18 protein-coding genes are annotated in these 21,592 nt (G+C 68.9%); 10 read left to right on the forward strand and 8 right to left on the reverse strand.

From position 1 onward, the window contains the following. Positions 1 to 102 precede the first annotated feature (102 nt). From JOE57_RS06800 to JOE57_RS06840, 9 genes are all read left to right on the forward strand, one after another. Positions 103 to 1,476 (forward strand): Gfo/Idh/MocA family protein, encoded by a 1,374-nt coding sequence (locus JOE57_RS06800; RefSeq protein WP_338041201.1) that lies wholly within the window; start codon positions 103 to 105, stop codon positions 1,474 to 1,476. Then, positions 1,473 to 2,417: an NAD-dependent epimerase/dehydratase family protein gene (locus tag JOE57_RS06805; RefSeq protein ID WP_204916977.1), complete on the forward strand. Its 945-nt coding sequence runs from the start codon at positions 1,473 to 1,475 to the stop codon at positions 2,415 to 2,417. The genes JOE57_RS06800 and JOE57_RS06805 overlap by 4 nt, the downstream gene beginning before the upstream one ends. Then, the gene (locus JOE57_RS06810; protein ID WP_204916978.1) at positions 2,414 to 3,319 is read left to right on the forward strand and encodes a 5-dehydro-4-deoxyglucarate dehydratase; all 906 of its coding nucleotides are present in this window, start codon (positions 2,414 to 2,416) and stop codon (positions 3,317 to 3,319) included. The genes JOE57_RS06805 and JOE57_RS06810 overlap by 4 nt, the downstream gene beginning before the upstream one ends. Next, entirely contained in the window at positions 3,316 to 4,413 is a 1,098-nt protein-coding gene (locus tag JOE57_RS06815; protein WP_204916979.1) for a mandelate racemase/muconate lactonizing enzyme family protein, read from the forward strand. Before JOE57_RS06810 ends, JOE57_RS06815 begins: the two co-directional genes overlap by 4 nt. 38 nt (positions 4,414 to 4,451) lie before the next feature. Continuing rightward, a complete protein-coding gene (locus JOE57_RS06820; protein WP_204916980.1) occupies positions 4,452 to 5,906 on the forward strand; it encodes an aldehyde dehydrogenase family protein in 1,455 nt (484 codons plus the stop codon). Between the two features lie 726 nt (positions 5,907 to 6,632). After that, on the forward strand, positions 6,633 to 7,046 hold the full coding sequence (locus JOE57_RS06825) for a class I SAM-dependent methyltransferase (RefSeq protein ID WP_204916981.1): 414 nt from the start codon (positions 6,633 to 6,635) through the stop codon (positions 7,044 to 7,046). Positions 7,047 to 7,083: 37 nt separating this feature from the next. Then, complete coding sequence (locus JOE57_RS06830) at positions 7,084 to 7,281, forward strand: hypothetical protein (protein ID WP_204916982.1); 198 nt, start codon at positions 7,084 to 7,086, stop codon at positions 7,279 to 7,281. Positions 7,282 to 7,620: 339 nt separating this feature from the next. Continuing rightward, positions 7,621 to 8,409: a VOC family protein gene (locus JOE57_RS06835; RefSeq protein ID WP_204916983.1), complete on the forward strand. Its 789-nt coding sequence runs from the start codon at positions 7,621 to 7,623 to the stop codon at positions 8,407 to 8,409. Between the two features lie 123 nt (positions 8,410 to 8,532). Next, complete coding sequence (locus JOE57_RS06840) at positions 8,533 to 9,555, forward strand: zinc-binding dehydrogenase (RefSeq protein WP_204916984.1); 1,023 nt, start codon at positions 8,533 to 8,535, stop codon at positions 9,553 to 9,555. A 22-nt stretch (positions 9,556 to 9,577) separates the two neighbouring features. Here JOE57_RS06840 and JOE57_RS06845 read toward each other — a convergent pair whose 3' ends face one another. From JOE57_RS06845 to dacB, 8 genes are all read right to left on the reverse strand, one after another. Continuing rightward, a complete protein-coding gene (locus JOE57_RS06845; RefSeq protein ID WP_338041202.1) occupies positions 9,578 to 10,867 on the reverse strand; it encodes an amidohydrolase family protein in 1,290 nt (429 codons plus the stop codon). A 145-nt stretch (positions 10,868 to 11,012) separates the two neighbouring features. Beyond that, a complete protein-coding gene (locus JOE57_RS06850) occupies positions 11,013 to 13,850 on the reverse strand; it encodes a cation-translocating P-type ATPase (protein WP_204916985.1) in 2,838 nt (945 codons plus the stop codon). 70 nt (positions 13,851 to 13,920) lie between these two features. Next, positions 13,921 to 14,541: a GTP cyclohydrolase I FolE gene (gene folE, locus JOE57_RS06855; protein WP_204916986.1), complete on the reverse strand. Its 621-nt coding sequence runs from the start codon at positions 14,539 to 14,541 to the stop codon at positions 13,921 to 13,923. Further along, positions 14,538 to 16,691: an ATP-dependent zinc metalloprotease FtsH gene (gene ftsH, locus JOE57_RS06860; protein ID WP_204916987.1), complete on the reverse strand. Its 2,154-nt coding sequence runs from the start codon at positions 16,689 to 16,691 to the stop codon at positions 14,538 to 14,540. The genes folE and ftsH overlap by 4 nt, the downstream gene beginning before the upstream one ends. Before the next feature lie 141 nt (positions 16,692 to 16,832). Next, the gene (gene hpt, locus JOE57_RS06865) at positions 16,833 to 17,384 is read right to left on the reverse strand and encodes a hypoxanthine phosphoribosyltransferase (protein ID WP_338041203.1); all 552 of its coding nucleotides are present in this window, start codon (positions 17,382 to 17,384) and stop codon (positions 16,833 to 16,835) included. 4 nt (positions 17,385 to 17,388) lie between these two features. Beyond that, a complete protein-coding gene (gene tilS, locus JOE57_RS06870; protein ID WP_204916989.1) occupies positions 17,389 to 18,348 on the reverse strand; it encodes a tRNA lysidine(34) synthetase TilS in 960 nt (319 codons plus the stop codon). Next, complete coding sequence (locus JOE57_RS06875) at positions 18,330 to 19,442, reverse strand: zinc-dependent metalloprotease (RefSeq protein WP_239578867.1); 1,113 nt, start codon at positions 19,440 to 19,442, stop codon at positions 18,330 to 18,332. The genes tilS and JOE57_RS06875 overlap by 19 nt, the downstream gene beginning before the upstream one ends. A gap of 91 nt (positions 19,443 to 19,533) precedes the next feature. Further along, positions 19,534 to 20,967, reverse strand: a complete 1,434-nt coding sequence (dacB, locus tag JOE57_RS06880) for a D-alanyl-D-alanine carboxypeptidase/D-alanyl-D-alanine endopeptidase (RefSeq protein ID WP_204916990.1) — start codon at positions 20,965 to 20,967, stop codon at positions 19,534 to 19,536. Between the two features lie 79 nt (positions 20,968 to 21,046). Here dacB and JOE57_RS06885 point away from each other — a divergent pair, with 79 nt between their 5' ends. Beyond that, positions 21,047 to 21,592: an inorganic diphosphatase gene (locus JOE57_RS06885; protein WP_204916991.1), complete on the forward strand. Its 546-nt coding sequence runs from the start codon at positions 21,047 to 21,049 to the stop codon at positions 21,590 to 21,592.

Raw genomic sequence — 21,592 nt, forward strand, 5'->3', positions numbered from 1 at the left:
CCCTAGCAACACTACGAAAACCGACCCGAACCAGTGGGTTGCCGTCCTGGACGGACCGGGATAGAGTGCGGAAACCGGTTACTTGATTTGAGAGGAGCTCTCGTGGCGACGAGTCCGAAGAGGTACGCGATCGTCGGGACTGGGTCCCGTGCAGACATGTACATCAATGCCCTGCTGACCACACACGCCGATGTGGGCAGGCCGGTCGCCCTGTGCGACACGAACTCGGTCCGGATGGCCCTCTACAACACGAAGATCACCGAGCACGGCCAGGAAGCGGCAGCGACCTACGACGCCGCGGACTTCGGCCGCCTGCTGGATGAGCAGCGGCCCGACGGGGTGATCGTCACCTCGCCCGACTACACCCACTCCGACTACATCTGCGCTGCCCTCGACCGCGACATCGACGTCATCAGCGAGAAGCCGATGACGACCACGGCCGACCGGATCGAGTCCATCGTCGAGTCGGTCCGCAGGTCCAAGGGGACCCTCGTCGTCACCTTCAACTATCGCTACTCCCCACGCAACTCCACTCTGCGCCAGCTGATCGCCGAGGGTGCCATCGGCGACGTGACCTCGATGCACTTCGAGTGGGTGCTCGACACCTCCCACGGCGCCGACTACTTCCGGCGTTGGCACCGGGAGAAGTCCAACTCGGGCGGCCTGCTGGTCCACAAGTCCACCCATCACTTCGACCTGATCAACTGGTGGTTGGACGACGTTCCCCAGACCGTCTTCGCGCTGGGCGGCCTGCGGTTCTACGGGGATAAGAACGCTGCCGAACGTGGGCTGGGCGCGCGGCCGCTGCTCAGCCGCGACACCGACCCGGCAACCGACCCGTTCCACCTGGACCTGGCGGCCGACGACAAGCTGCGGCGGCTCTACCTGGACGCCGAGCATGTCGACGGCTACCACCGTGATCAGGACGTCTTCGCGCCGGGCATCACGATCGAGGACAACCTGAGCCTGCTGGTGGGGTTCCGCGGTGGTCCGTCCCTGAGCTACTCCCTGAACGCGCATGCACCCTGGGAGGGCTACCGGGTCGGGGTGAACGGGACCGCCGGCCGGCTCGAGCTTGAGGTGATCGAACGGTCATCGGTGCCGGCCGCGGCTGTCCGGGGCAGCAACGCCGACGTGGCTCCGGTCGTCGATCCGAGCGCTCAGCCGGACGAGGCGACCAGCGGCGATGAGGAGCTGCGTCCGGTGGGCGCCCGGATCCTGCTGCAGAAGCACTGGGAGTCGGCCGTCGAGGTGCCGATCCCGGAGGGCGCCGGCTCCCACGGCGGCGGCGACGCGATGCTGCTCGACGACGTGTTCCGCGGTGCAACCGAGGATCCGCTGCGACGTGCGGCCGGTTACCTGGACGGCATCCGCAGCGTGCTCGTCGGCGTCTCCGGCAACCAGAGCCTGGCCACCGGCGAGCCGGTCCACCTGTCCGACTTCGGCCTGCCGCTGACGGAGGAGGAGGCGGTATGACCGAGGGCAACCTCAGAGTCGCCGTCACCGGCGGCGGCGGCCGGCTCGGGGTCAGTGTGGTGACCGGCCTGGCCGCCGCCGGTCATGAGGTCATCTCGATCGATCGGCACCGACATCCCACCCTGCCGGCGCAGCAGATCGTCGCTGACCTGACCGACAACGAGGCCGCCGACGCGGCCCTGGCGCAGGCCCGGCCGGAGGCCCTGGTTCACCTGGCCGCGATCGCCGTACCTTTCACCGCGCCCGAGCACGTCATCCTGCAGACCAACACCGCCATCGCCTTCCAGACCCTGCAGGCTGCTGTCGCGCACGGAACCAGCAGGATCCTGGTGGCCTCCAGCCCGACGCCGCTGGGCTATGGCTCGCCGCTCGGCTGGCAGCCGGACTATCTGCCGATCGACGAGAAGCACCGGCTCAGGCCCTGGAACGCCTATGCGCTGTCGAAGATGACCATGGAGTCGATAGTGGCCATGTTCACCGCCCAGTACGGCGACAAGATCAGGCTCGGATCGTTCCGGCCCTGTTTCGTGATCTCTCCGGATGAGTGGAACGGCGCACCGACCCAGCAGGGCCACACCGTCCGTGAGCGCCTCGACGATCCGGCGCTGGCGGCGGTGTCGTTGTTCAACTACGTCGACGCCCGTGACGCCGCCGACTTCGTCGACCGGTGGCTGCGTGCGGCCCATCAGCTGCCGAATGGGGACGTGTTTTTCGTGGGCGCATCGGATGCCATGGCCCGGCGGCCGCTCTGCGAGCTGATGCCCCAGTTCCACCCCGGCACCGAGGAGCTGTCGGCAGGACTGACCGGCACGGCTCCGGCGTTCTCGGTGGCCAAGGCGGAGGCGCTGCTGGGCTGGCGCCCGAAACGCAGCTGGCGGACGGAACTGGTCGACGACGTGGCAGCGGATAGTGATCATCATCGATCGAGGAGCGCAGTATGAGGTTTGACGGAGTCCTCTTCTTCCCGGTGACTGCCTTCGACCGGGCGGGCCGGGTGGACACCGCGGTACTCAAGGATCATGTCCAGTCGCGGCTGGGACACTCCCCCGGCGGCCTCTTTCCCGCCTGCGGCACCGGCGAGTTCCACACCCTCTCGGTGGCCGAGGTCTCCGCCGTCGTCAGCACCACCGTGCAGGCGACCGGTGGGGCTGCGCCGGTGCTCAGCGGCGCCGGCGGCCCCCTCGGGCACGCCCTCGAATGCGCCAGGGCAGCGGCCGACGCCGGTGCGGACGGTCTGCTGGTACTCCCCCCGTATCTGGTGAATGCCCCCGTCGACGGCCTGGTTGCCTATGTGGAGGCGATCGCCGCCGCCACCGATCTTCCGCTGGTGGTGTACCACCGCGCGAACGCCAAGTTCACCGCGTCGGCGATGTCCCGGCTGGCCCGGGATCCGCAGGTGATCGGCTTCAAGGACGGTGTCGGTGACATCGGCGAAACCCAGCGCATCGTGCTCGCGGTCAGGGCAACGGGACGCACGGACTTCCAGTTCTTCAACGGCCTGCTGACCGCCGAGCTGACCCAGGCCGCCTTCCGTGGCATCGGGGTGCCGCTGTACTCCTCAGCCGTGTTCGCGATGGCGCCCGAGATCGCGACCGCGTTCTACCGCGCCTACATGGACGGGAACGAGGAACGCCGAACCGACCTGCTGACCGGGTTCTACGAGCCTCTGGTGGCGCTGCGGGACAGGGTGCCCGGTTATGCCGTCTCGCTGATCAAGGCCGGGGTACGGCAGTCCGGGCTCGATGTCGGCTCGGTCAGGCCGCCGCTGGTCGACCCCACACCGGCCGACCTGGCCACACTGGCCGAGATCCTCGCCCACGGCCACCGGCTCGCCTCGGCATGATCGACCCGGTTATCGAGGAGGTCCGCACCAGGCTGCTGACGGCCAAGCTGCCGCGACCATGGGGCCCCGGCGTTTCCGAGACCCACCTTCTCGTGGTCGAGGTGCACGCCAGCGATGGCAGCACCGGCACCGGGTTCAGCTGGACGCCGACGATCGGGCCGCAGTCCGTGCAGGCCCTGCTGGACAACGACATCCGGGCCTTTGCGCTCGGACAACCCGCCCACCCGGCCGTGCTCTGGGACCGGCTGTGGACCCATCTGCATGAAGCCGGCGGTGGCGGGGTCACGAGCATCGCCATCGGCGGGCTCGACCTGGCCCTGTGGGACCTGCAGGCTCGCGCCGCCGGACGCTCGGTCACCTCACTGATCGGCCGCCAGCACCAGGCTGTCACCGTCTACGGCAGTGGCGTCAACCTCCACTACGAGCTGGATGAGCTGACGGACCAGGCACACCGATGGGTCGCCGCCGGTTACCCCGGCGTGAAGATGAAGGTCGGCAGCCCCGACCTCTCGCGCGACGTCGAACGGGTGGCAGCCGTACGCCGGATCATCGGTCCGGGACGCAAGCTGATGATCGACGCCAACCAGCGATGGGACCTGCCGAGCGCCACCCGGGCGATGGCAGCTCTCGAACCCTTCGACCTGCACTGGATCGAGGAGCCGTTCCGAGCCGACGACACCGCGGCGTACATCGCGTTCCGGCAGCGGACCAGGGTCCCGATCGCAGCCGGCGAGAACGTACACCACGTCTACCGTTTCCGCGACCTGATCACCGCCGGCGCGATCGACGTCGTGCAGCCCAACATCATCAGGGTCGGCGGCATCACCCCCTTCCTTCGGATCGCCCAGCTGGCCCGCGGGTTCTCCCTGCAGCTGGCACCTCACCTGCTGACCGACCTGTCGGCCCAGCTGGCTGCCGTACTGCCCGAGCGGGTATGGGTCGAGGAGGTCGAGGACACCTCGTTCGCTACCTTGGGTCTGGTCACCGAACCGACGCCGGTGATCCGCAGCGGTGAGCAGCTGATCATCGACGAGCGCCCAGGGCTCGGCTTCAGCTTCGCCCCGGGCGCCGAACAACCAGTACCGACACCGTGACCGGCGAACAGCCGCAGTCCGACTGAGAGGAACCGATCGTGACCGCAACGTCGACCACCAGCACCGTGGCTGAGGCAACTGCCGCGGCCGCCGCTGCCGCTCCTGCACTGGCCGCCACCTCCGACGTGGACCGCGCCCGCTTCCTGGCCGCCATCGCCGATGCCATCGACGCGGCGGCAGTGGAGCTCGTCTCCATCGCCCAGCGCGAGACCCATCTGCCTGAGGCGCGGCTGACCGGCGAAGTGGCCCGCACCACAGCTCAACTGCGGATGTTCGCTCGCGTGATCGTCGACGGTGCCTACCTCGAGGCCACCATCGACCACCCCAACTCCGAGGCCGTCCCACCCAACCCCGACCTGCGCCGGGTGCTGAAGCCGATCGGACCTGTCGGCGTCTTCTCGGCCAGCAACTTCCCGTTCGCCTTCAGTGTGGCCGGTGGTGACACCGCATCAGCACTGGCCGTCGGCTGCCCCGTTGTGGTCAAGGCCCACTCCGGCCACACCGAGCTGTCCCGCCGCACCGCCGAGATCGTCTCCGCGGCGCTCGAGGCCGCCGGCGCGCCGGCCGGGTCATTCTCCCTGGTCGAGGGCAGGCAGGCCGGCACCGACCTGGTGCAGGACCGGAACATCAAGGCTGTCGGCTTCACCGGCTCGCTCTCCGGCGGCCGTGCGCTGTTCGACCTCGCCTCGTCCCGCCCGGACCCGATTCCCTTCTACGGGGAGCTGGGCAGCATCAACCCGGTGGTGATCACCGAGGCGGCTGCACTTGCCGGGGCGCAGAAGCTGGCCACCGGTCTGGTCGGCTCGTTCACCCTGGGTGTCGGCCAGTTCTGCACGAAGCCCGGTGTGGTGCTGTTCCCCGCCGGCACCGGTTTCGAGGACGCGGTGGTGGCAGCCTTCGCCGAGGCGAGGGGCGGTGAGATGCTCACCGAGCGGATCGCCGAGGCCTACCCGGCAGGCCTGCAGAAGCTGGCTGCCGAGGGCAACGTCAAGGTCCTCGCCGGTGAGGTCGACCAGGATCCCGACCGGCCGGCAGAGCCGGTGGTGCTGCTCACCACCGCAGCGGCCGTCGCGGCCGATCCTCAGACCTTGCTGGAGGAGTGCTTCGGCCCGGTCACCCTGCTCGTCGCCTATCACGACACGGCCGAACGGGATGCGGCGCTGGACGTGATCGAGGGTTCGCTCACCGCTACGTTGCACGCCGCCGAGGGAGAGCACCTCGCGGACCTGGCCGAGCGGCTGGCCGCTCGCGCCGGCCGGGTGCTCTTCGGGGGCTGGCCAACGGGCGTTGCGGTCACCTGGTCACAGCAGCACGGCGGACCGTGGCCGGCCACCACCTCGATCCATACCTCGGTCGGCGCGACCGCCGGCCGCCGTTTCCAGCGGCCGGTCACCTATCAGGATGCGCCCGAGTCCGTACTGCCGGAAGCGCTGAGGGAGCAGAACACCCTCGGCATCTGGCGCCGGATCGACGGCGAGCTCGGTCGGCACTGACGCCAGGGGCGCCACCAGGCAGCCGCGCGTACGACTGATCACCCTCTTGGCGCCGGAGCGGCGGGGTTCGGGAACGGCAGCGGAGGGGGACGCTGCGGCGTCCTCCGACCCGGCAATACTCGCGGCGAACTCCGCCATGCAAGGGGGCTGGCTGGGTTCGCGGGCAATGAGGATGTGGCGGCTCGTACTCGCGATCAGGCCGCCGGAGAGTCGTTGATCATGCTGGCCGTTCTGTTCGAGGACGCTGCGTTCGCGCCAAGTTAGCTGGGACAGTTACGGAAACCGGCTGGAAAGCCACGTTCAGCGGTGAGTACCCGGACCAATGCGTACAGAGGCTGGTGGGCACGTTCTCGCAGCATTCGCCGATGGCGACGCCCGTTCGATCTGACGCCCCGGTTGGGACCCTCACCAGCACGCGCACGGGTGAACCAACTCTTTCCGGGAGACAGCCCCGCCGCCACGTCCACCAGACCAACACAACATCTGAGCCAGGAACCTGGCAGCATGCTGTGTCGTGGGCACAGACTGGGCCGAGTGGCATGAGGCGTACGCACGTCCGGGGTCGGCCCTGGACAACTCGCAGCGGTGCGGACGGCAATCACGCGCTGCCTCGATACGACAAGCTCTCGCTCCGTGCGCGTCATCAGCATGTGCGCAGGCGATGGCCGCGATCTCCTGGGGGTCCTGTCATCGCGACGGGACGCCAGCCGGGCCGAGGGGCTCCTGGTGGAATATGACGCCGGGCTCGCCGAGCGGGCACGCGAGGCAATAGAAGGCTCGCAGGCCCGCCTTCAGGTCCGCTGTGCTGACGCGGCCGCCAGCAGCATCTACGCCGACACGGTGCCGGCTGACCTTGTACTCACGTGTGGTGTGTTCGGCAACATCAGCGACCAGGACGTCCGCGCGACGATCGCGGCGCTACCGCAGCTGTGTGGACCCGGCGCACAGGTTATCTGGACCAGGCACCGCCGCGAGCCGGACCTGACGCCGCAGATCCGCAGCTGGTTCCGGACAGCCGAGTTCGAAGAGGTCTGCTTCGTCAGCCCAGGCAACGACTCCTGGTCGGTGGGTGTCCACGAGTTCGCCGGCACCCCGCAACCCCTCGACGCGAATGCGCACTGGTTCACATTCGTCCGTTGAGCCGCGTGCCTGGCGGACCTGATCGAATTGCCGGCGAATGCTCATCAAAGTGCCGGTCAGGCACGATCGCGACGGCGTCGACAACTTCACGTTCAGGACCGTGGTGGCGCCTAGGGGTAAGCCGTTCGACCAGCGGGTGACTGCTGGCGGGCACCGAGGGGCCTGCGCCGGCGAGCGTTTTGATGAGTTCTCAAGCCAGAACAGCGCATTCCAGCTGCGAAAACTCGCGTTCTGATGAGTTGTCGAGCCAGAACAGCGCCCTCCGTCCGGAAAACTCGCGTTCTGCCGAGTTCTCCACGCAGACAGCCCCTCGGGCCGCGAAAACTCGCGTTCTGCCGAGTTCTCAAGCCAGAACAGCGCCTTCCGGCCGCGAAAACTCGCGTTCTGCCGAGTTCTCCACCCAGACTGCCCCTCCGGCCGCGAAAAGTCGCGTTCTGCCGAGTTTTCAAGCCAGAACAGCGCCCTCCGGCCGGAAAACTCGCGTTCTGTCGAGTTTTCGAAGGGGACCAGCCCGACGACTCACGAAGGTCGGTGGGCGGGTCTAGCGTGGGGGGAGACGAGAAGGGAGCCAGCGATGGCGGTGCGCAAGGAAGCCTGGCCGGAGGGGTGCCCGGCCTGGACGGATCTGATGGTCTCGAACCTGGAGGCCAGCCAGGAGTTCTACCGGCAGCTGTTCGGCTGGGAGTTCCAGCAGGCTGACCCGCAGTACGGCGGTTACAGCAACGCGATGATCGGCGGGGAGACAGTGGCGGCCCTCTATCCGACCATGCCGGGCGCCGGGGACGTCCCGCACCAGTGGCTGACCTACCTCGCGGTGGGTGATGCCGCAGCAACGGCCGACAAGGTCAAGGAAGCCGGCGGGCAGGTGCACGTAGAGCCGATGCAGGTCGGTTCCTACGGGACGATGTCGGTCTTCGGGGCTCCCGACGGCGCCGCGTTCGGCACCTGGCAGGCCGGCGAGCACACCGGGTACACCAGGGTGAACGAGCACGGTTCGGTGATCTGGAACGAGATGATGAGCCGCGACTACGAGCGGGCCCGCGTCTTCTACACCGATGTCTTCGGTTACAGCTACGACGACATCGGCGACGACACCTTCACCTATGCGACGATCAAGCTGGGTGACCGGATCGTCGGCGGAATCGGGATGCTGGACGAGAACACCCCGGCCGAGGTGCCCTCCTTCTGGGGGGTGTACTTCGGCAGCGACGACGTGGACGCCAGCCTGGCCAGGGTCGCCGAGCTCGGTGGTCGGGTGGTGCGCGAACCGAGGGACAGCACCTATGGGCGGATGGCGACGGCCGCAGGCCCGGACGGTGAGTACTTCTCCCTGATCAGCGCCCAGCGACCGTGGCAGGCCTGAACAGCACTCTCCTCGCCGTATCGAGACCCGACAGGCGACTCACGCCGGGCCCGACCCGACCCGCTAGGCTCGATCATCGACGGCCGGCCCGAGTCGTGATCATGGACCATCCAGGAGATCATCGTGCGCGCATTGGTGCTGAAGGACTTCGGCCGCATGGTCGTGGCCGACGTCCCGCAACCCCAGCAGGGTGCGGGCGAGGTGCTGATCAAGATCACCGCGGTGGGGATCTGCGGTACGGATGTGCACGGTTTCACTGGTGAGAACGGTCGCCGTCAGCCGGGCCAGATCATGGGCCACGAGGCGGCCGGCACTGTCGCCGCCACCCCTGCTGACAGCGGGTTGCGGGTCGGACAGGCGGTGACCTTCAACCCGTTGATCACCTGCGGAGCCTGCGCCCCCTGCCACGATGGGGCCGAGCAGCATTGTGCCGACCGGAGGGTGATCGGCGTCAACCCGGAGATCCAGGCTGCGTTCGCCGAGTTCGTAGCCGTACCTGTGCCCAATGTGGTTCCGCTGCCCGACACCCTGCCGGTAGCCCACGGAGCGCTGATCGAACCCCTGGCAGTCGCCTTCAACGCCGTCCGCCGGGCAGGTGTCGGTGCAGGTGATGGGGTGCTGGTGATCGGTGCCGGACCGATCGGACAATCGGTGGTGCTTGCCGCCCGAGACGCCGGAGCGGAGCTGATCATGGTCAGCGACATCAACGCCGAGCGGCGCGACCTCTGCGCCCGACTGGGCGCCTCCACCCTCGACCCGACGACCGCTGACACGGCCACGGAGTATCGGGCGAGGGCGGGTGCGGCAGCAGACGTGACCATCGACGCGGTCGGAATCAGCGCCACTCTGCAGGCGGCGCTTGGTGCTACTCGGCCCGGCGGCACGGTGGTGCTGGTCGGGATGGGGGCGAAACGGCTCGAGTTCGGCGCCTTCGACCTCACCACCATGGAACGCTCACTGATCGGGTCGTTCTGCTACACCCGGGCCGACTTCGCCCGGGCCGCGCGCTGGGCCGGCAGTCATGCCGCCGAGCTGGCCGGTCTCGTCTCCGCAGAGCTGCCGTTCGACCAGGCCCCGAGGGCGTTCGAGCAGCTGGCCGGATCGTCCCCGGCTCCCGGCAAGGTGCTGGTCCGCGCCGACTGGTGAGCCCGTTCGACCTGGCCGAACATCAGGCGCTGCCGGCAGAGCCCTCACTGACCGAGCTCGGCAGGTCCATCGACGTGCCCACGCCGTCCACCAACCGCTCCCGGCGACCGCCGACGAAGACTGCGGCGACCGCCCGCAGAGCCCGGATGTCGTCCAGCGGGTCGCCGTCGACCAGCAGCAGGTCGGCGTCGAAGCCGGCCTGCAACCGTCCCTTGCGGTCCCCCAGCCCCGCCACCCGGGCGGCCACCGAGGTCGCCGTGCTCAGCGCCTTGCGGGTCGGCATCCCGGCAATGACGAGCTCCTCGAGGGACTCGGGCAGCAGCCCGTGCGGCTTGGCCGGGTTGATGCCCCCGTCGCTGCCCGAGACCAGCAGCACCCCTGCGTCCGTCATCCGGCGCGCCTGGTCCAGCCGCGCCTGCCGGAAGGACTCCGGCGTCAGGCCTGCCCGGGTCATCACCTCGAGCATGTGCGGCGGAGGCATCAGCGCCCCCCGGACGCCGAGCGTCGGACAGACGGCGATCTGCCACTCGGCCAGTAGCGCCAGGTTCTCTTCCGACATCCGCGGGCCGCGCTCGGTCAGGAACATCCCATGCTCGATGCCGTCCACTCCGGCCGCCATCACCTGTTCGGCGGCGGGCAGCCCGTGGGCGTGCGCGGTGATCCTCAGCCCGGCTGCATGCACCTCCTCGACCAGCAGCACCATCTCCTCGGCGGTGAACTGGCAGTGCATCACCTCGGTGCCGACCGTCATGAAGCCGCCGCTCGCCATCACCTTGACCAGGTCGACGCCGTGCTCGACATGCTCGGCGACGGCGGCACGCAGCGCGGCCGGCCCGGAGACCGCGCCACCCATCGACCAGCAGTGACCACCGACGCTGGTGATCGGCGGTCCGGCTGCGACGACCGTGGGCCAGCCTCGGCCGGCCGAGCCGACCGAGTCGCGCCAGTCCACCACGGCATAGTGATGGTCCCCCAGGTCACGGACGGTGGTGACGCCGACGGACAACTGCACCCGCAGGCTGTCCTCGATCACCGCCCGCAGCTGGTCCGGGTTGTAGCCGGGCACCCGGTCGAGTGCACCGACCCCGCTGTCGGCACAGAGGTGCACGTGCATGTCGATCAGCCCGGGCAACGCCGTCGCCTGCGGACGGTCGGTCACCTGGTATCCCTCCGGCGCGGCGGCGTCGCCGGGGAGCACGGCGGCGATGGTGGGCCCGTCCAGCAGGATCAGTGCACCCCCGGGCAACTGCTGATCACCGTCGAAGGCGCGACCTACCCGCAGCGCCTGTCGTGTTCCGTCATCGAGCTCCACCCCACACCCCTAAGTCAGCGGTCAGCGCGACTGCCCTCTGAGCCATGGTCCCACCGGGATACCCGTCCCGGGAAGATCCACCGAAACCCGGCGAGCTCCGTCCTAACGTTCGGTGAGCCCGACCTCTCGGCCGGCTCGCACCCGGTCACGACTCTGACGGCGCCGACGAGCGGTGGGAGCCGATCCACCACCGGAGGAACAGCTTGCGCAGCTCGCTGAACCACAGCACGGCACTGCCCATCCCCACGCAGACCAGCCACTGGCCGGCACTGAGGGGAACGGTGCCGAAGGCGGCATTGAGCAGGGGCAGGTGCACGACGGCCACCTGCAGGAGCACGGACACACCCAGCGCGCCCCACAGCCAGCGGTTGACGAACAGACGATGGAACGCACTCACCGTCTCGGAACGGGCGTTGAAGGTGTTGAACAGCTGGCTGAACACGAGCACGGTGAACCCGGCCGTACGCGCATTGTCGAGGCTCCGCGTCCCCTCGATCAGGCCCCCCGGAAGGTAGAGATCGATGGTCGCCAAGGTCGCGACCGCCATCACCGCGCCGACCTCGATCACCCCCATCCACATCCGGAAGTCGATCACCCGCTCGCTCGGCCTGCGAGGCCTGTGCGCCATCACGTCCTCGGTCTCGGGGTCGACTCCCATCGCCAGCGCAGGCGCCGAGTCGGTGATCAGGTTGATCCACAGGATCTGGGTCGCCACCAGCGGGAGCACCACGGCCTCACCTGTGCCGGCCAGGCCGATGAAGCCGGCCAGCACCACACCGAGGAACACCGTCAGCACCTCGCCCATGTTTGAGGAGAGCAGATATCGCAGGAACTTCCTGATGTTGTTGAAGATGCCGCGACCTTCGCGCACCGCCTCCACGATGGTAGCGAAGTTGTCGTCGGCCAAGATCATCTTCGCGGCCTCCTTCGTCACCTCGGTTCCGGTGATGCCCATCGCTATCCCGATGTCGGCCGCCTTCAGCGCCGGGGCGTCGTTCACGCCGTCCCCGGTCATGGCGACGACGTTGCCGTCAGCCTGCAGCGCGTCGATGATCCGCAGCTTGTGCTTGGGGGCGACCCGGGCATAAACCGAGGTGTGCCGGACCGCCTCCACGAAGGAGTCGTCATCCAGTGCGTCGATCTGCAGCCCGGTCAGCGCCGCCGAGCCGGGCTCGACGATACCGAGGTCGGCCGCGATCCTCACCGCCGTCCCCGGGTGGTCGCCGGTGATCATGATCACCCTGATGCCGGCCCGGCGAGCCTCCTCGACGGCGACCGCCGCCTCCGGCCTGGGAGGGTCGATGATGCCGACAGTGCCGACGAAGATCAGGTCGCGCTCCAGCAGCTCGGCCGAGGCGGTGTCCTCACCCGCCGCCAGCGGCCGGTAGGCCACCGACAAGGTACGCAGCGCATCGTCGGACAGCTCGGTGACGTCGTCAAGGATCCGGCGTCGGAGGTCGTCATCGAGGTCCACCACCGCCATCCCCACGCGGGCCCGCGTGCAGCGACCGATCAGGACATCCGGCGCCCCCTTGGTGATCACGACCGGCTGGTCGCCGTGCTCATGGTCTCTCTCGATGCTCGACATCATCTTGCGCTCGGAGGTGAACGGGACCTCGGCGATCCGCTCGAAGCGCTGGATACGGCGCTCGGTGAGGCCGAGCTTGCGCTCGGCGACCAGGAATGCTGCCTCGGTCGGGTCGCCCTGGATCTCCCACTGGCCGTCGCGTTGCCGCAACGCCGCGTTGCTGGCTAGGCTGCCGCCGCTCAGCACCACGATGTCCTCCGCCAGTACCGCTGCCGTCGGCGACGCCGCCCCCTGGTGCTGCAGGGATCCTTCGGGGGTGTAGCCGACGCCGGTCACCCGGGTGCTACCGGAGGCGGTCATCACTCGCTGGATGGTCATCTCCGACTTCGTCAGCGTGCCGGTCTTGTCCGAGGCGATCACCGAGGCGGAGCCGAGCGTCTCCACCGAGGACAGTTTCTTCACCACGGCACGGTGACGAGCCATCCGCTGCACCCCCAGCGCCAGCACCACGGACAGGATCGCGGGCAGTCCCTCGGGCACGGCAGCCACCGCCAACGACACTCCCAATAGCAGCACGGTGACGATGTCCGCCGCCCCGCGGATATCGGAGATCAGGAACGTGCTGACGACGACGACGAGTGCGATCACCACCACGGCGATGCCGAGCGCGCGGCCGATCCTGCCGACCTCCCGCTGCAGCGGGGTCGGAGCCTCAGCGGTCGACTCGAGCATGGCGGCGATCTCGCCCATCTCGGTGTCCATCGCCGTCGCCGTCACCAAAGCGCGACCGGTCCCCTGCGCCACCGCCGTGCCCTTGAACACCATCCCGCGCTGGTCACCCAGGACGGCCGGACCCCGCACCGTCGCGACCTCCTTGTGCACGGACTCGCTCTCGCCGGTCAGCGATGCCTCCTGGACCCGGAGGGCCGCGGCTCGCACCAGTCGTGCATCGGCGCCGACGGCATCGCCTTCGCTCAGCACCATCAGGTCTCCGCAGACCAGCCCGTCGCTAGGGATGCGGATCGGGTCGCCGTCGCGGATCACTGCCACGGTGGCTGCGGTCATCCGCTGCAGGGCAGCCACTGCATGCTCGGCTCTGGCCTGCTGGACGTAGCCCAGAATGGCGTTGGCGATGACGATGAGCGCGATCACCAGGGCGTCCACCGGCCAGCCGGGACGGCCCTCCAGCAACCACGCCACTGTCGAGATGATCACGGCCACCAGCAGCAGATAGATCAGCGGATCCTGGAACTGGGCCAGCAGCTTGCGCCAGTTGGGCGTCGTCGGCGCCGACCTGAGTACGTTCGGTCCGTCGGACTGCAGACGCCGGGCGGCCTCAGCAGAGCTCAGTCCCGCCTCGACGTCGGTGCCGAGAGCGTGCGCGATCTCGTCGATGCTGATAGCGGCGGGATCATCGGCAGCTGCGATCCCCAGCCTCGGAGGCATCTTCGCCATGGTCGATTGTCTCCCCCTCGTCACCCGGCCGAGGCTGAACCTCGCTCGTTCGGGTGCTGCCGGCAACGGGTCAGGAGCGACTCATGATCAGGCTCATCGCCTCGGCCCTGGTGGCAGGAGCGAGCAGCTGGCCGCGGACAGCACTGGTCACCGTCTTGGATCCGGGCTTACGCACGCCGCGCATGGTCATGCACAGGTGTTCGCACTCGAAGACCACGACAACGCCCCGCGGCTCCAAGATCCGTTCCAACGCGTCGGCGACCTGGGTGGTGAGGCGCTCCTGCACCTGCGGACGCTTGGAGTAGAGGTCCACCAGCCGGGCCAGTTTGCTCAGCCCGGTGATGCGCCCGTCCGTGCTGGGGATGTAGCCGACGTGGGCCACCCCGGTGAAGGGCACCAGGTGGTGCTCGCAGCAGCTCCAGACCTCGATGTCCTTGACCAGCACGAACTCGTCGTGACCGAGGTCGAAGGTGGTCGCCAGCACCTCCTCGGGACGCTGACGGAGACCGGCGAACATCTCGGCGTACGCCCGGGCGACCCGCTGGGGGGTGTCCAGCAGACCGTCGCGGTCCGGGTCCTCGCCGATCCCGATCAGCAGCTCCCGGACAGCCGCCGCCACTCGATCATGGTCGAACGGGCGTACCGGCTGACCCGGGGCGCTCACCGGGTTGATGGCCGTGGACCCGGTCATCGCTGGCCCGGGTCCTGCGGCCGGCTCTGCTCGGCGTCGGTGATCCCCGGAGGGCGCGGCTGGTTGCCGTCGCCGCCGGACGGCGGACCCGGTGGCGGGCTCTGCGGCGGCTGGCCCGGCCAGCCGTTCTGACCGTGCGGCAGGTCCGCCGGGACCGGGTTGTGTCCCGGCGGCAGTGGCGCGCCACCCGGAGGCTGGTGGCCATCCCCGAGCTGTTTGCGCTGGTCGCCGCCGTTGACTGACGGCGGTGGCGGCATCACCGGCGGCACGGCCGACGGCACCCTGGTCTTCGATCCGGTCCAGGCCGGGCGCTTCGGCCACAGCTTCAACGGCTTGAAGACCTCTGCAACCTCGGCCCGGTCCAGCGTCTCCTTCTCGAAGAGGGCCCGGACCAGGTCGTCCAGCACCGCCCGGTTCTCGTGCAGGATGTCGAAGGCCTCCTGGTGGGCGTTGGCGATCAGCTTCGACACCTCGGAGTCGACCACTGCTGCCACGGCCTCGGAGTAGTCCTTGCCATGGCCGATGTCGCGACCCAGGAACGGTTCGGCATCTCCGGAGCCGAGCTTGACCGCGCCCAGCTGTTCGGTCATCCCGTACTGGGTCACCATCGCCTTCGCCACATTGGTGGCCTTCTCGATGTCGTTGCTGGCACCAGTGGTGGGGTCGTGGAAGACGAGCTCCTCGGCCGCCCGACCACCCATCATGTACGCCAGCTGGTCGAGCAGCTCGGCCCGGGTGTTGGAGTACTTGTCCTGCTCGGGCAGCACCATCGTGTAGCCCAGCGCCCGGCCGCGCGGCAGGATGGTCACCTTCTGCACCGGGTCCGTGCCGGGCAGGGCGGCGGCGACCAGGGCGTGGCCACCCTCGTGGTAGGCGGTGACCAGCTTCTCCCGCTCGTTCATCAGCCGGCTCCGTTTCTGCGGTCCGGCGATCACCCGGTCGATGGCCTCGTCCAGGAACTCGTTCGTGATGCTGCGGGCGTTCTGGCGGGCCGTCAGCAGGGCTGCCTCATTCAGCACGTTGGCGAGGTCGGCACCGGTGAAGCCCGGGGTCCGGCGGGCCACTCCTTCGAGGTCGACACCCGGCTCCATCGGCTTGCCGTGGGCATGCACCTTGAGGATCGCGAACCGCCCCTTCAGGTCCGGCGCCTCGACCGAGATCTGCCGGTCGAACCGGCCCGGCCGGAGCAGGGCCGGGTCGAGCACGTCGGGACGGTTGGTGGCCGCGATCAGGATGACGCCGCCGCGGACGTCGAAGCCGTCCATCTCCACGAGCAGCTGGTTCAGTGTCTGCTCGCGCTCGTCGTGGCCACCGCCCATGCCGGCGCCGCGATGCCGTCCGACGGCGTCGATCTCGTCGATGAACACGATGGCCGGGGCATTCTCCTTGGCCTGCTCGAACAGGTCACGTACCCGGGAAGCGCCGACGCCGACGAACATCTCGACGAAGTCGGAACCGGAGATCGAGTAGAACGGCACGCCGGCCTCCCCGGCGACGGCTCGGGCCAGCAGCGTCTTGCCGGTGCCGGGCGGTCCGTACAGCAGCACACCCTTGGGGATCTTGGCTCCGACCGCCTGGAACTTGGCCGGCTCGGCCAGGAACTCCTTGATCTCCTCCAGCTCCTCGATCGCCTCTTCGCAGCCGGCGACGTCACCGAAGGTGGTCTTGGGGGTGTCCTTGTTGGCGATCTTGGCCTTGGACTTGCCGAACTGCATCACCCGGCTGCCGCCGCCCTGCACGGAGTTGAGCAGGAAGAAGAAGATGACGCCGATGATGAGGAACGGGATCAGGGTGCCGAGCAGCGACGAGAAGAAGCCGGGGGTCGGGTTCTGTCCGACCCAGCTGTCCAGCGTCTTGTCGGCAACCCGCTGGTTCAGCCTCTTGATCAGGTCGTCGGTCTGGTTGCCGACCCAGGTCGCCTTGTACTTGGTCTTGTTCTGGTCCTTCAGCTCCACCCTGATCTCTTGTTCGCCGTCGATCAGCGTCACCGAGGTCAGGGGGTCGTTGCCGTTGATGATGGCCACGACCTTCGAGGTCGGCTCTTCCTTGTAGCCATCCATGGATCCGGCGAAGTTCGCCAGGATGCCGACGGCCACGACGGCCAGGATGATCCACAGGAGAGGGCCGCGGAAAATGCGTCTTAGATTCATGACCTGCCTATTGCTGGTGCGCGCTAACTAGAGGGGCGCTCTGACCGTACACGTCGCTAAGGCTAGCGTCCGAGTCCAAGACTCCCCTAGTTGCTTCCGGCCGATGGGTCCCGATGGATGCAGCGGTCACCCGAGCGGGGATCAGCTGTAGACGTGCGGCGACAGGGTGCCCACCGACGTCAGGTTGCGGTAGTGGCCGGCGTAGTCCAGCCCGTAGCCGACGACGAACTCGTTGGGAATGTCGAAGCCGACATACTTCACCTTGACCATGTTCTTCTGTGCCTCGGGTTTGCGGAACATGGTCATGATCTCGAGACTGGCGGGCTCACGCGAGCGCAGGTTGCTGATCAGGTAGGACAGCGTCAGGCCGGTGTCGATGATGTCCTCCACGACCAGCACATGCCGGCCGCTGATGTCGGTGTTGAGGTCCTTCAGGATCCGGACCACACCGGACGACTGGGTGCCCGAGCCGTAGGAGGAGATCGCCATCCAGTCCATCTCGCAGTGGATCTTCATGGCACGCGACAGGTCGGCCATCACCATCACGGCGCCGTTGAGGACACCGATCAGCAGCAGGTCCTTGCCCCGGTAGGCCTCGTCGATCTCGGCAGCGATCTCGGTCACCCGCCGAGCGACATCCTCGGCCGAGTACAGGACCCGGGTCAGGTCGCCTTCGATGTGTGCGTCATCCACGGGGTCAGCCTGCCACACACCGCAGTCGACCCGCATCACGGACCACCCGGGCTCCCGGCACATCGACGCCGCGTTGCCCGTGCCAGTCCACCACCAGCGCCTCGACCGCCACCACATGCACGAACCCGACCTCCGGGGCGCCCCGGTCGGACAACCAGGAACGGATGGCGCGGCGGCGCAACGACGGCGGCTGCCCGCCCAGCACCGCGCAGTCCAGGGTGTCCGCTGCCGGATGGGCGACGGCCGCCAGGCTGTCGAGCAGGTCGGCGTCGTCTCGGGCGAGCTGCGCGGTCCGGGCCAGTGCCTCGGCGATGCCCGGGCCGAGCTCGCGCTCCAGCACCGGCAGCACCCGGGTCCGCAGCCGGGACCGGGTGAAGGCGGTGTCTCTGTTGTGCGGGTCCTGCCAGGGGTGCAGCCCCAGCTCAGCGCAGGCGCGTACGGTGTCGGCTCGCCGCAGCTGCAGCAGCGGGCGCAGGTAGCGACCGCTGACCGCCGCCATCCCGGCCAAGGACCGGGTGCCGGAACCGCGCACCAGGCCGAGCAGCACGGTCTCAGCCTGGTCGTCCAGGGTGTGACCGAGCAGGATGTGTGCGTCCCGGCAGCCGGCGAGCCGGTCCAGCGCCTGGTAGCGGGCCTGCCGGGCGGCGGCCTCCGGGCCGACCGCCGAGTCGGCCACGCTGACCCGGACCACCTCGACGTCGGTGTAGCCCAGCTCGGCCAGCGCCTGGGCGGCGCTGCCGGCGACAGCGGCGGAGCCAGGCTGCAGGTCGTGGTCCACCACCACTGCGGCGCAGCCGAGCCCGGTCCGGTCCGCCACCCGGCGGGCACCGGCGGCCAGCGCGAGCGAGTCGGCGCCGCCGGAGCAGGCCACCAGCAGCGGGCCGGCGACGCCTTCGGCCTCGATCGCCCCGGCGACGGCCTGGACGACCTGCAGCGTGGCCGGGCCTAGTTCTCGGCGCGCCACTCGTTGGTGTCCTCGGGACCGGCCGGGACGGCTGCGGTGGTGCCGTGAACGCGCTGGACCCAGGCCGACGGGTCCTTGATCTCGGCCCTGCTGGGCAGCGTCTCCGGCGAGATCCAGACGTGGTTCAGCCCGTGCATACCCACCTTGGCGATCACCTGGCGGCAGAACTCGGCGCCGTCGCGGTACTGCCGCATCTTGGCGTCGAGGCCCAGCAGCCGGCGGATGATCTTGTCGAAGCCCTGGCCCTGGCGGCGGATGTCGAACTTGTTCCGGATGGTGGCGATGGTGCCGATCACGTCGGGGCCGACGCTGTCCATCACCACATCGGCATGGCCCTCCAGCAGCGACATGACGGCGGTGATCCGGTCGACGGTCTCCCGCTGGCTCGGTGTCTGCACCAGGTCGATGATCGAGAGCTCCTGGTCGCCGCGGAACGAGTGGGCCAGCTTCCGGGCGCCCTCCCGCAGCATCGACAGCAGCGCAGCGCCGTCCAGCTCCGTCTCGGCGACCACCTCGGAGATCTGCTGCTTCATGTAGCCACGCAGCCACGGTACGGCGGTGAACTGGACCCGGTGGGTCTCCTCGTGCAGGCAGACCCAGAGCCGGAAGTCGGCCGGATCCAGGTGCAGCTCGCGCTCGATGGCGACGACGTTGGGGGCGATCAGCAGCAGCCGGCCACCCGGCCCGTCCGGAGCTCCGGGGTAGAACGGGTCGAACTGGCCGAGGATCTTCGGGGCCAGATAGCTCAACAGCGCACCGAGCTCCATTCCGGTGACGGTCGCGCCGAACCCTGCCATGCTCGAGTCGCCGAGCGCCTGCGTGTGCTTGGCCTGCAGCGGCGACAAGATGTCGCGGAAGGCGTCGACGTTGGCCTGGATCCATCCCGGCCGGTCGACCACCAGAACGGGTGCGGTCGCGCTCGGCGTACGCAACCCGGTGACCTGCTGGACATAGTCCTCGGCCTCGACGGCGGCTCGGCGCAGCGCGGCGACAGCCTCGGCCGCACCCTCCCGGGAGATCTCGGGACCGGCCTTGACCAGCTTCTTCGCGGTGCCCAGCGCCACCGTCCAGTCGACCATTCCTGGTGTGTTCATGCATCGACTCTATGCGCCTGGGAGAACCCCTGGACCATCCTGCGACCCGGAACCGTCCCTGGCCGGCCGGCCGCTCAGGACTCGGACGTGGTCAGCCGCAGCCGCAGGTCGCCAGCGCGGCGGACACCCGGTCCAGCCAGACCCGGGCCGCGTAGTCGTTCGCGGGATCGTTCACCAGGAAGGCGAAGGCCAGCACGGCCCCGTCCTGGGTGCGGACGTAGCCGGCCATCGAGTGCACCTTGCGCAGGGTCCCGGTCTTCCCGCGTACCAGGCCGCGACCATCGACCGACCGGCTGTCGGTGAACCGCAGCCGCAGGCTGCCGTCCACCCCGGCCACCGGCAGACCGGTCAGCAGCGAGCGGAGCTCCGGATGGGCGTCCTCGCTGGCCAGCCGCAGGATCTTGACCATCGTGTCGGCCGGCACCTTGTCCTCCCGGCTCAGCCCGGACCCGTCATAGCCGACGATCCCCTTGTCCCAGACCCCCAGCCTGGTCAGCTCCCGCTGGACCGTTCTGCGACCCTCGGTGAACGAGCCTGGCCTGCCGGCGCCGATCGCCGCCTGCCGCAGCAGCACCTCTGCGCCGTCGTTGTCGGAGTGCAGCAGCACCTGTTCGACGATCCGGCCGAGCGGCATGGACTGGACCGAGGCCAGGCTGGCGGCTCCGGCGTGCGCCTTGGCCTTGGCGACCCCGGTGACCTTGATCTTGTTGGCGCGCAGCGCCTTGGCGAAGGCGTCGGCGGCGTCACGCGCCGGGTCCGGCTCCCGCGGCCCGGGTGAGTAGCCGAGCTGACGACCCTCGTCGACCCACAGCGCCGAGACCCGGGTGACCTGGTCGCGGTACATCTCGGGCCAGTGGGCGTTCCAGGACGGTCCCTTGAACAGGGAGGCGTCGTAGCCGAGCCTGACCGAGGTCCGGTGCTGGGTCCGCAACGCCTTGGCCGTCGCCGCGGCCAGCTGCTGCAGCGAGGCTCGTGCCGGGTAGGCGTTCGGGTCGGTCTTCTCCGCCAGGTAGGGATCGCCGCCGCCGACGAGCACGATCTGGCCGCTCTTGCCGGCCACCACCCGGGTCCGGAACCGGTGGTCGGGACCCAGGCTGGTCAGCGCCGCCGTCGACGTCAGCAGCTTCAGGGTCGAGGCGGGGGTGTAGGCCGACCTGGAGTTGTGCGCGTACAGCACCCTGCCGTTGCCGACGTCGACCACAGCACCGCTGAACCGCCCCTTCATCGCCGACCGGTCCACGCTGTCGACCTTGGCGACGATCTTCTTCGGCAGGGGTCGTTCGGTCGGGCTGGCCGCGGGCAGCACGGGTGACGGCTGGCCGACAGGTTCCGGGCTCGGCGAGACCGCAGCGGGAGTGTCGAAGGTGCCCGGAGCGATGGTCCGGCGCCCGCCGTCTCGCCACAGCCCGGTTGCGTAGAGACCGTCTCGGGCGACGCTGCCGAGGGCGCCGGTGACCAGGCCGAGGGACAGGCCCACGAGGAGCAGCATCGCCACCAGGGCGGCGATCACTCTTCGGGGTTGCACCTGACGCCCTCCCTCTCTGGACCGCTAGGCTCCACTATGTGTTGTGGCGGCTCGCCGGGACCATCATAAGGAGGCTCGCATGAGAGACCGGGATGCTGGACGGCAGAAGAACACGTTCAGCGATCTGACCTTCGATGTGACCGTGGAGATCCCCAAAGGTCAGAAGAACAAGTATGAGGTCGACCACGAGACCGGGCGGATCCGGCTTGACCGGACCCTCTTCACCTCCACCCAGTACCCGGCCGACTACGGCTTCATCGAGGGCACCCTCGGCCAGGACGGTGACCCGCTGGATGCGTTGGTGCTGGTGGCCGAGCCGACCTTCCCCGGCTGCCTGATCCGCTGCCGCGCGGTGGCCATGTTCCGGATGAAGGACGAGGCCGGTGGCGACGACAAGGTCGTCTGCGTCCCGTCCGATGACCCGCGGCGCGACTACCTGCACGACATCGACGACATCCACGACTATCTGCTGCTCGAGATCGAGCACTTCTTCACCGTCTACAAGGACCTGGAACCGGGCAAGTCGGTCGAGGGGGCCACCTGGACGGGGGTCGAGGAGGCCGAGATCGAGGTCAGGGCCAGCTTCGAGCGGGCCAAGGAGACGTCCTACGAGGCGAAGCCCTGA

This window comes from Microlunatus panaciterrae (assembly GCF_016907535.1).
Classification (GTDB): Bacteria; Actinomycetota; Actinomycetes; order Propionibacteriales; family Propionibacteriaceae; genus Microlunatus; species Microlunatus panaciterrae.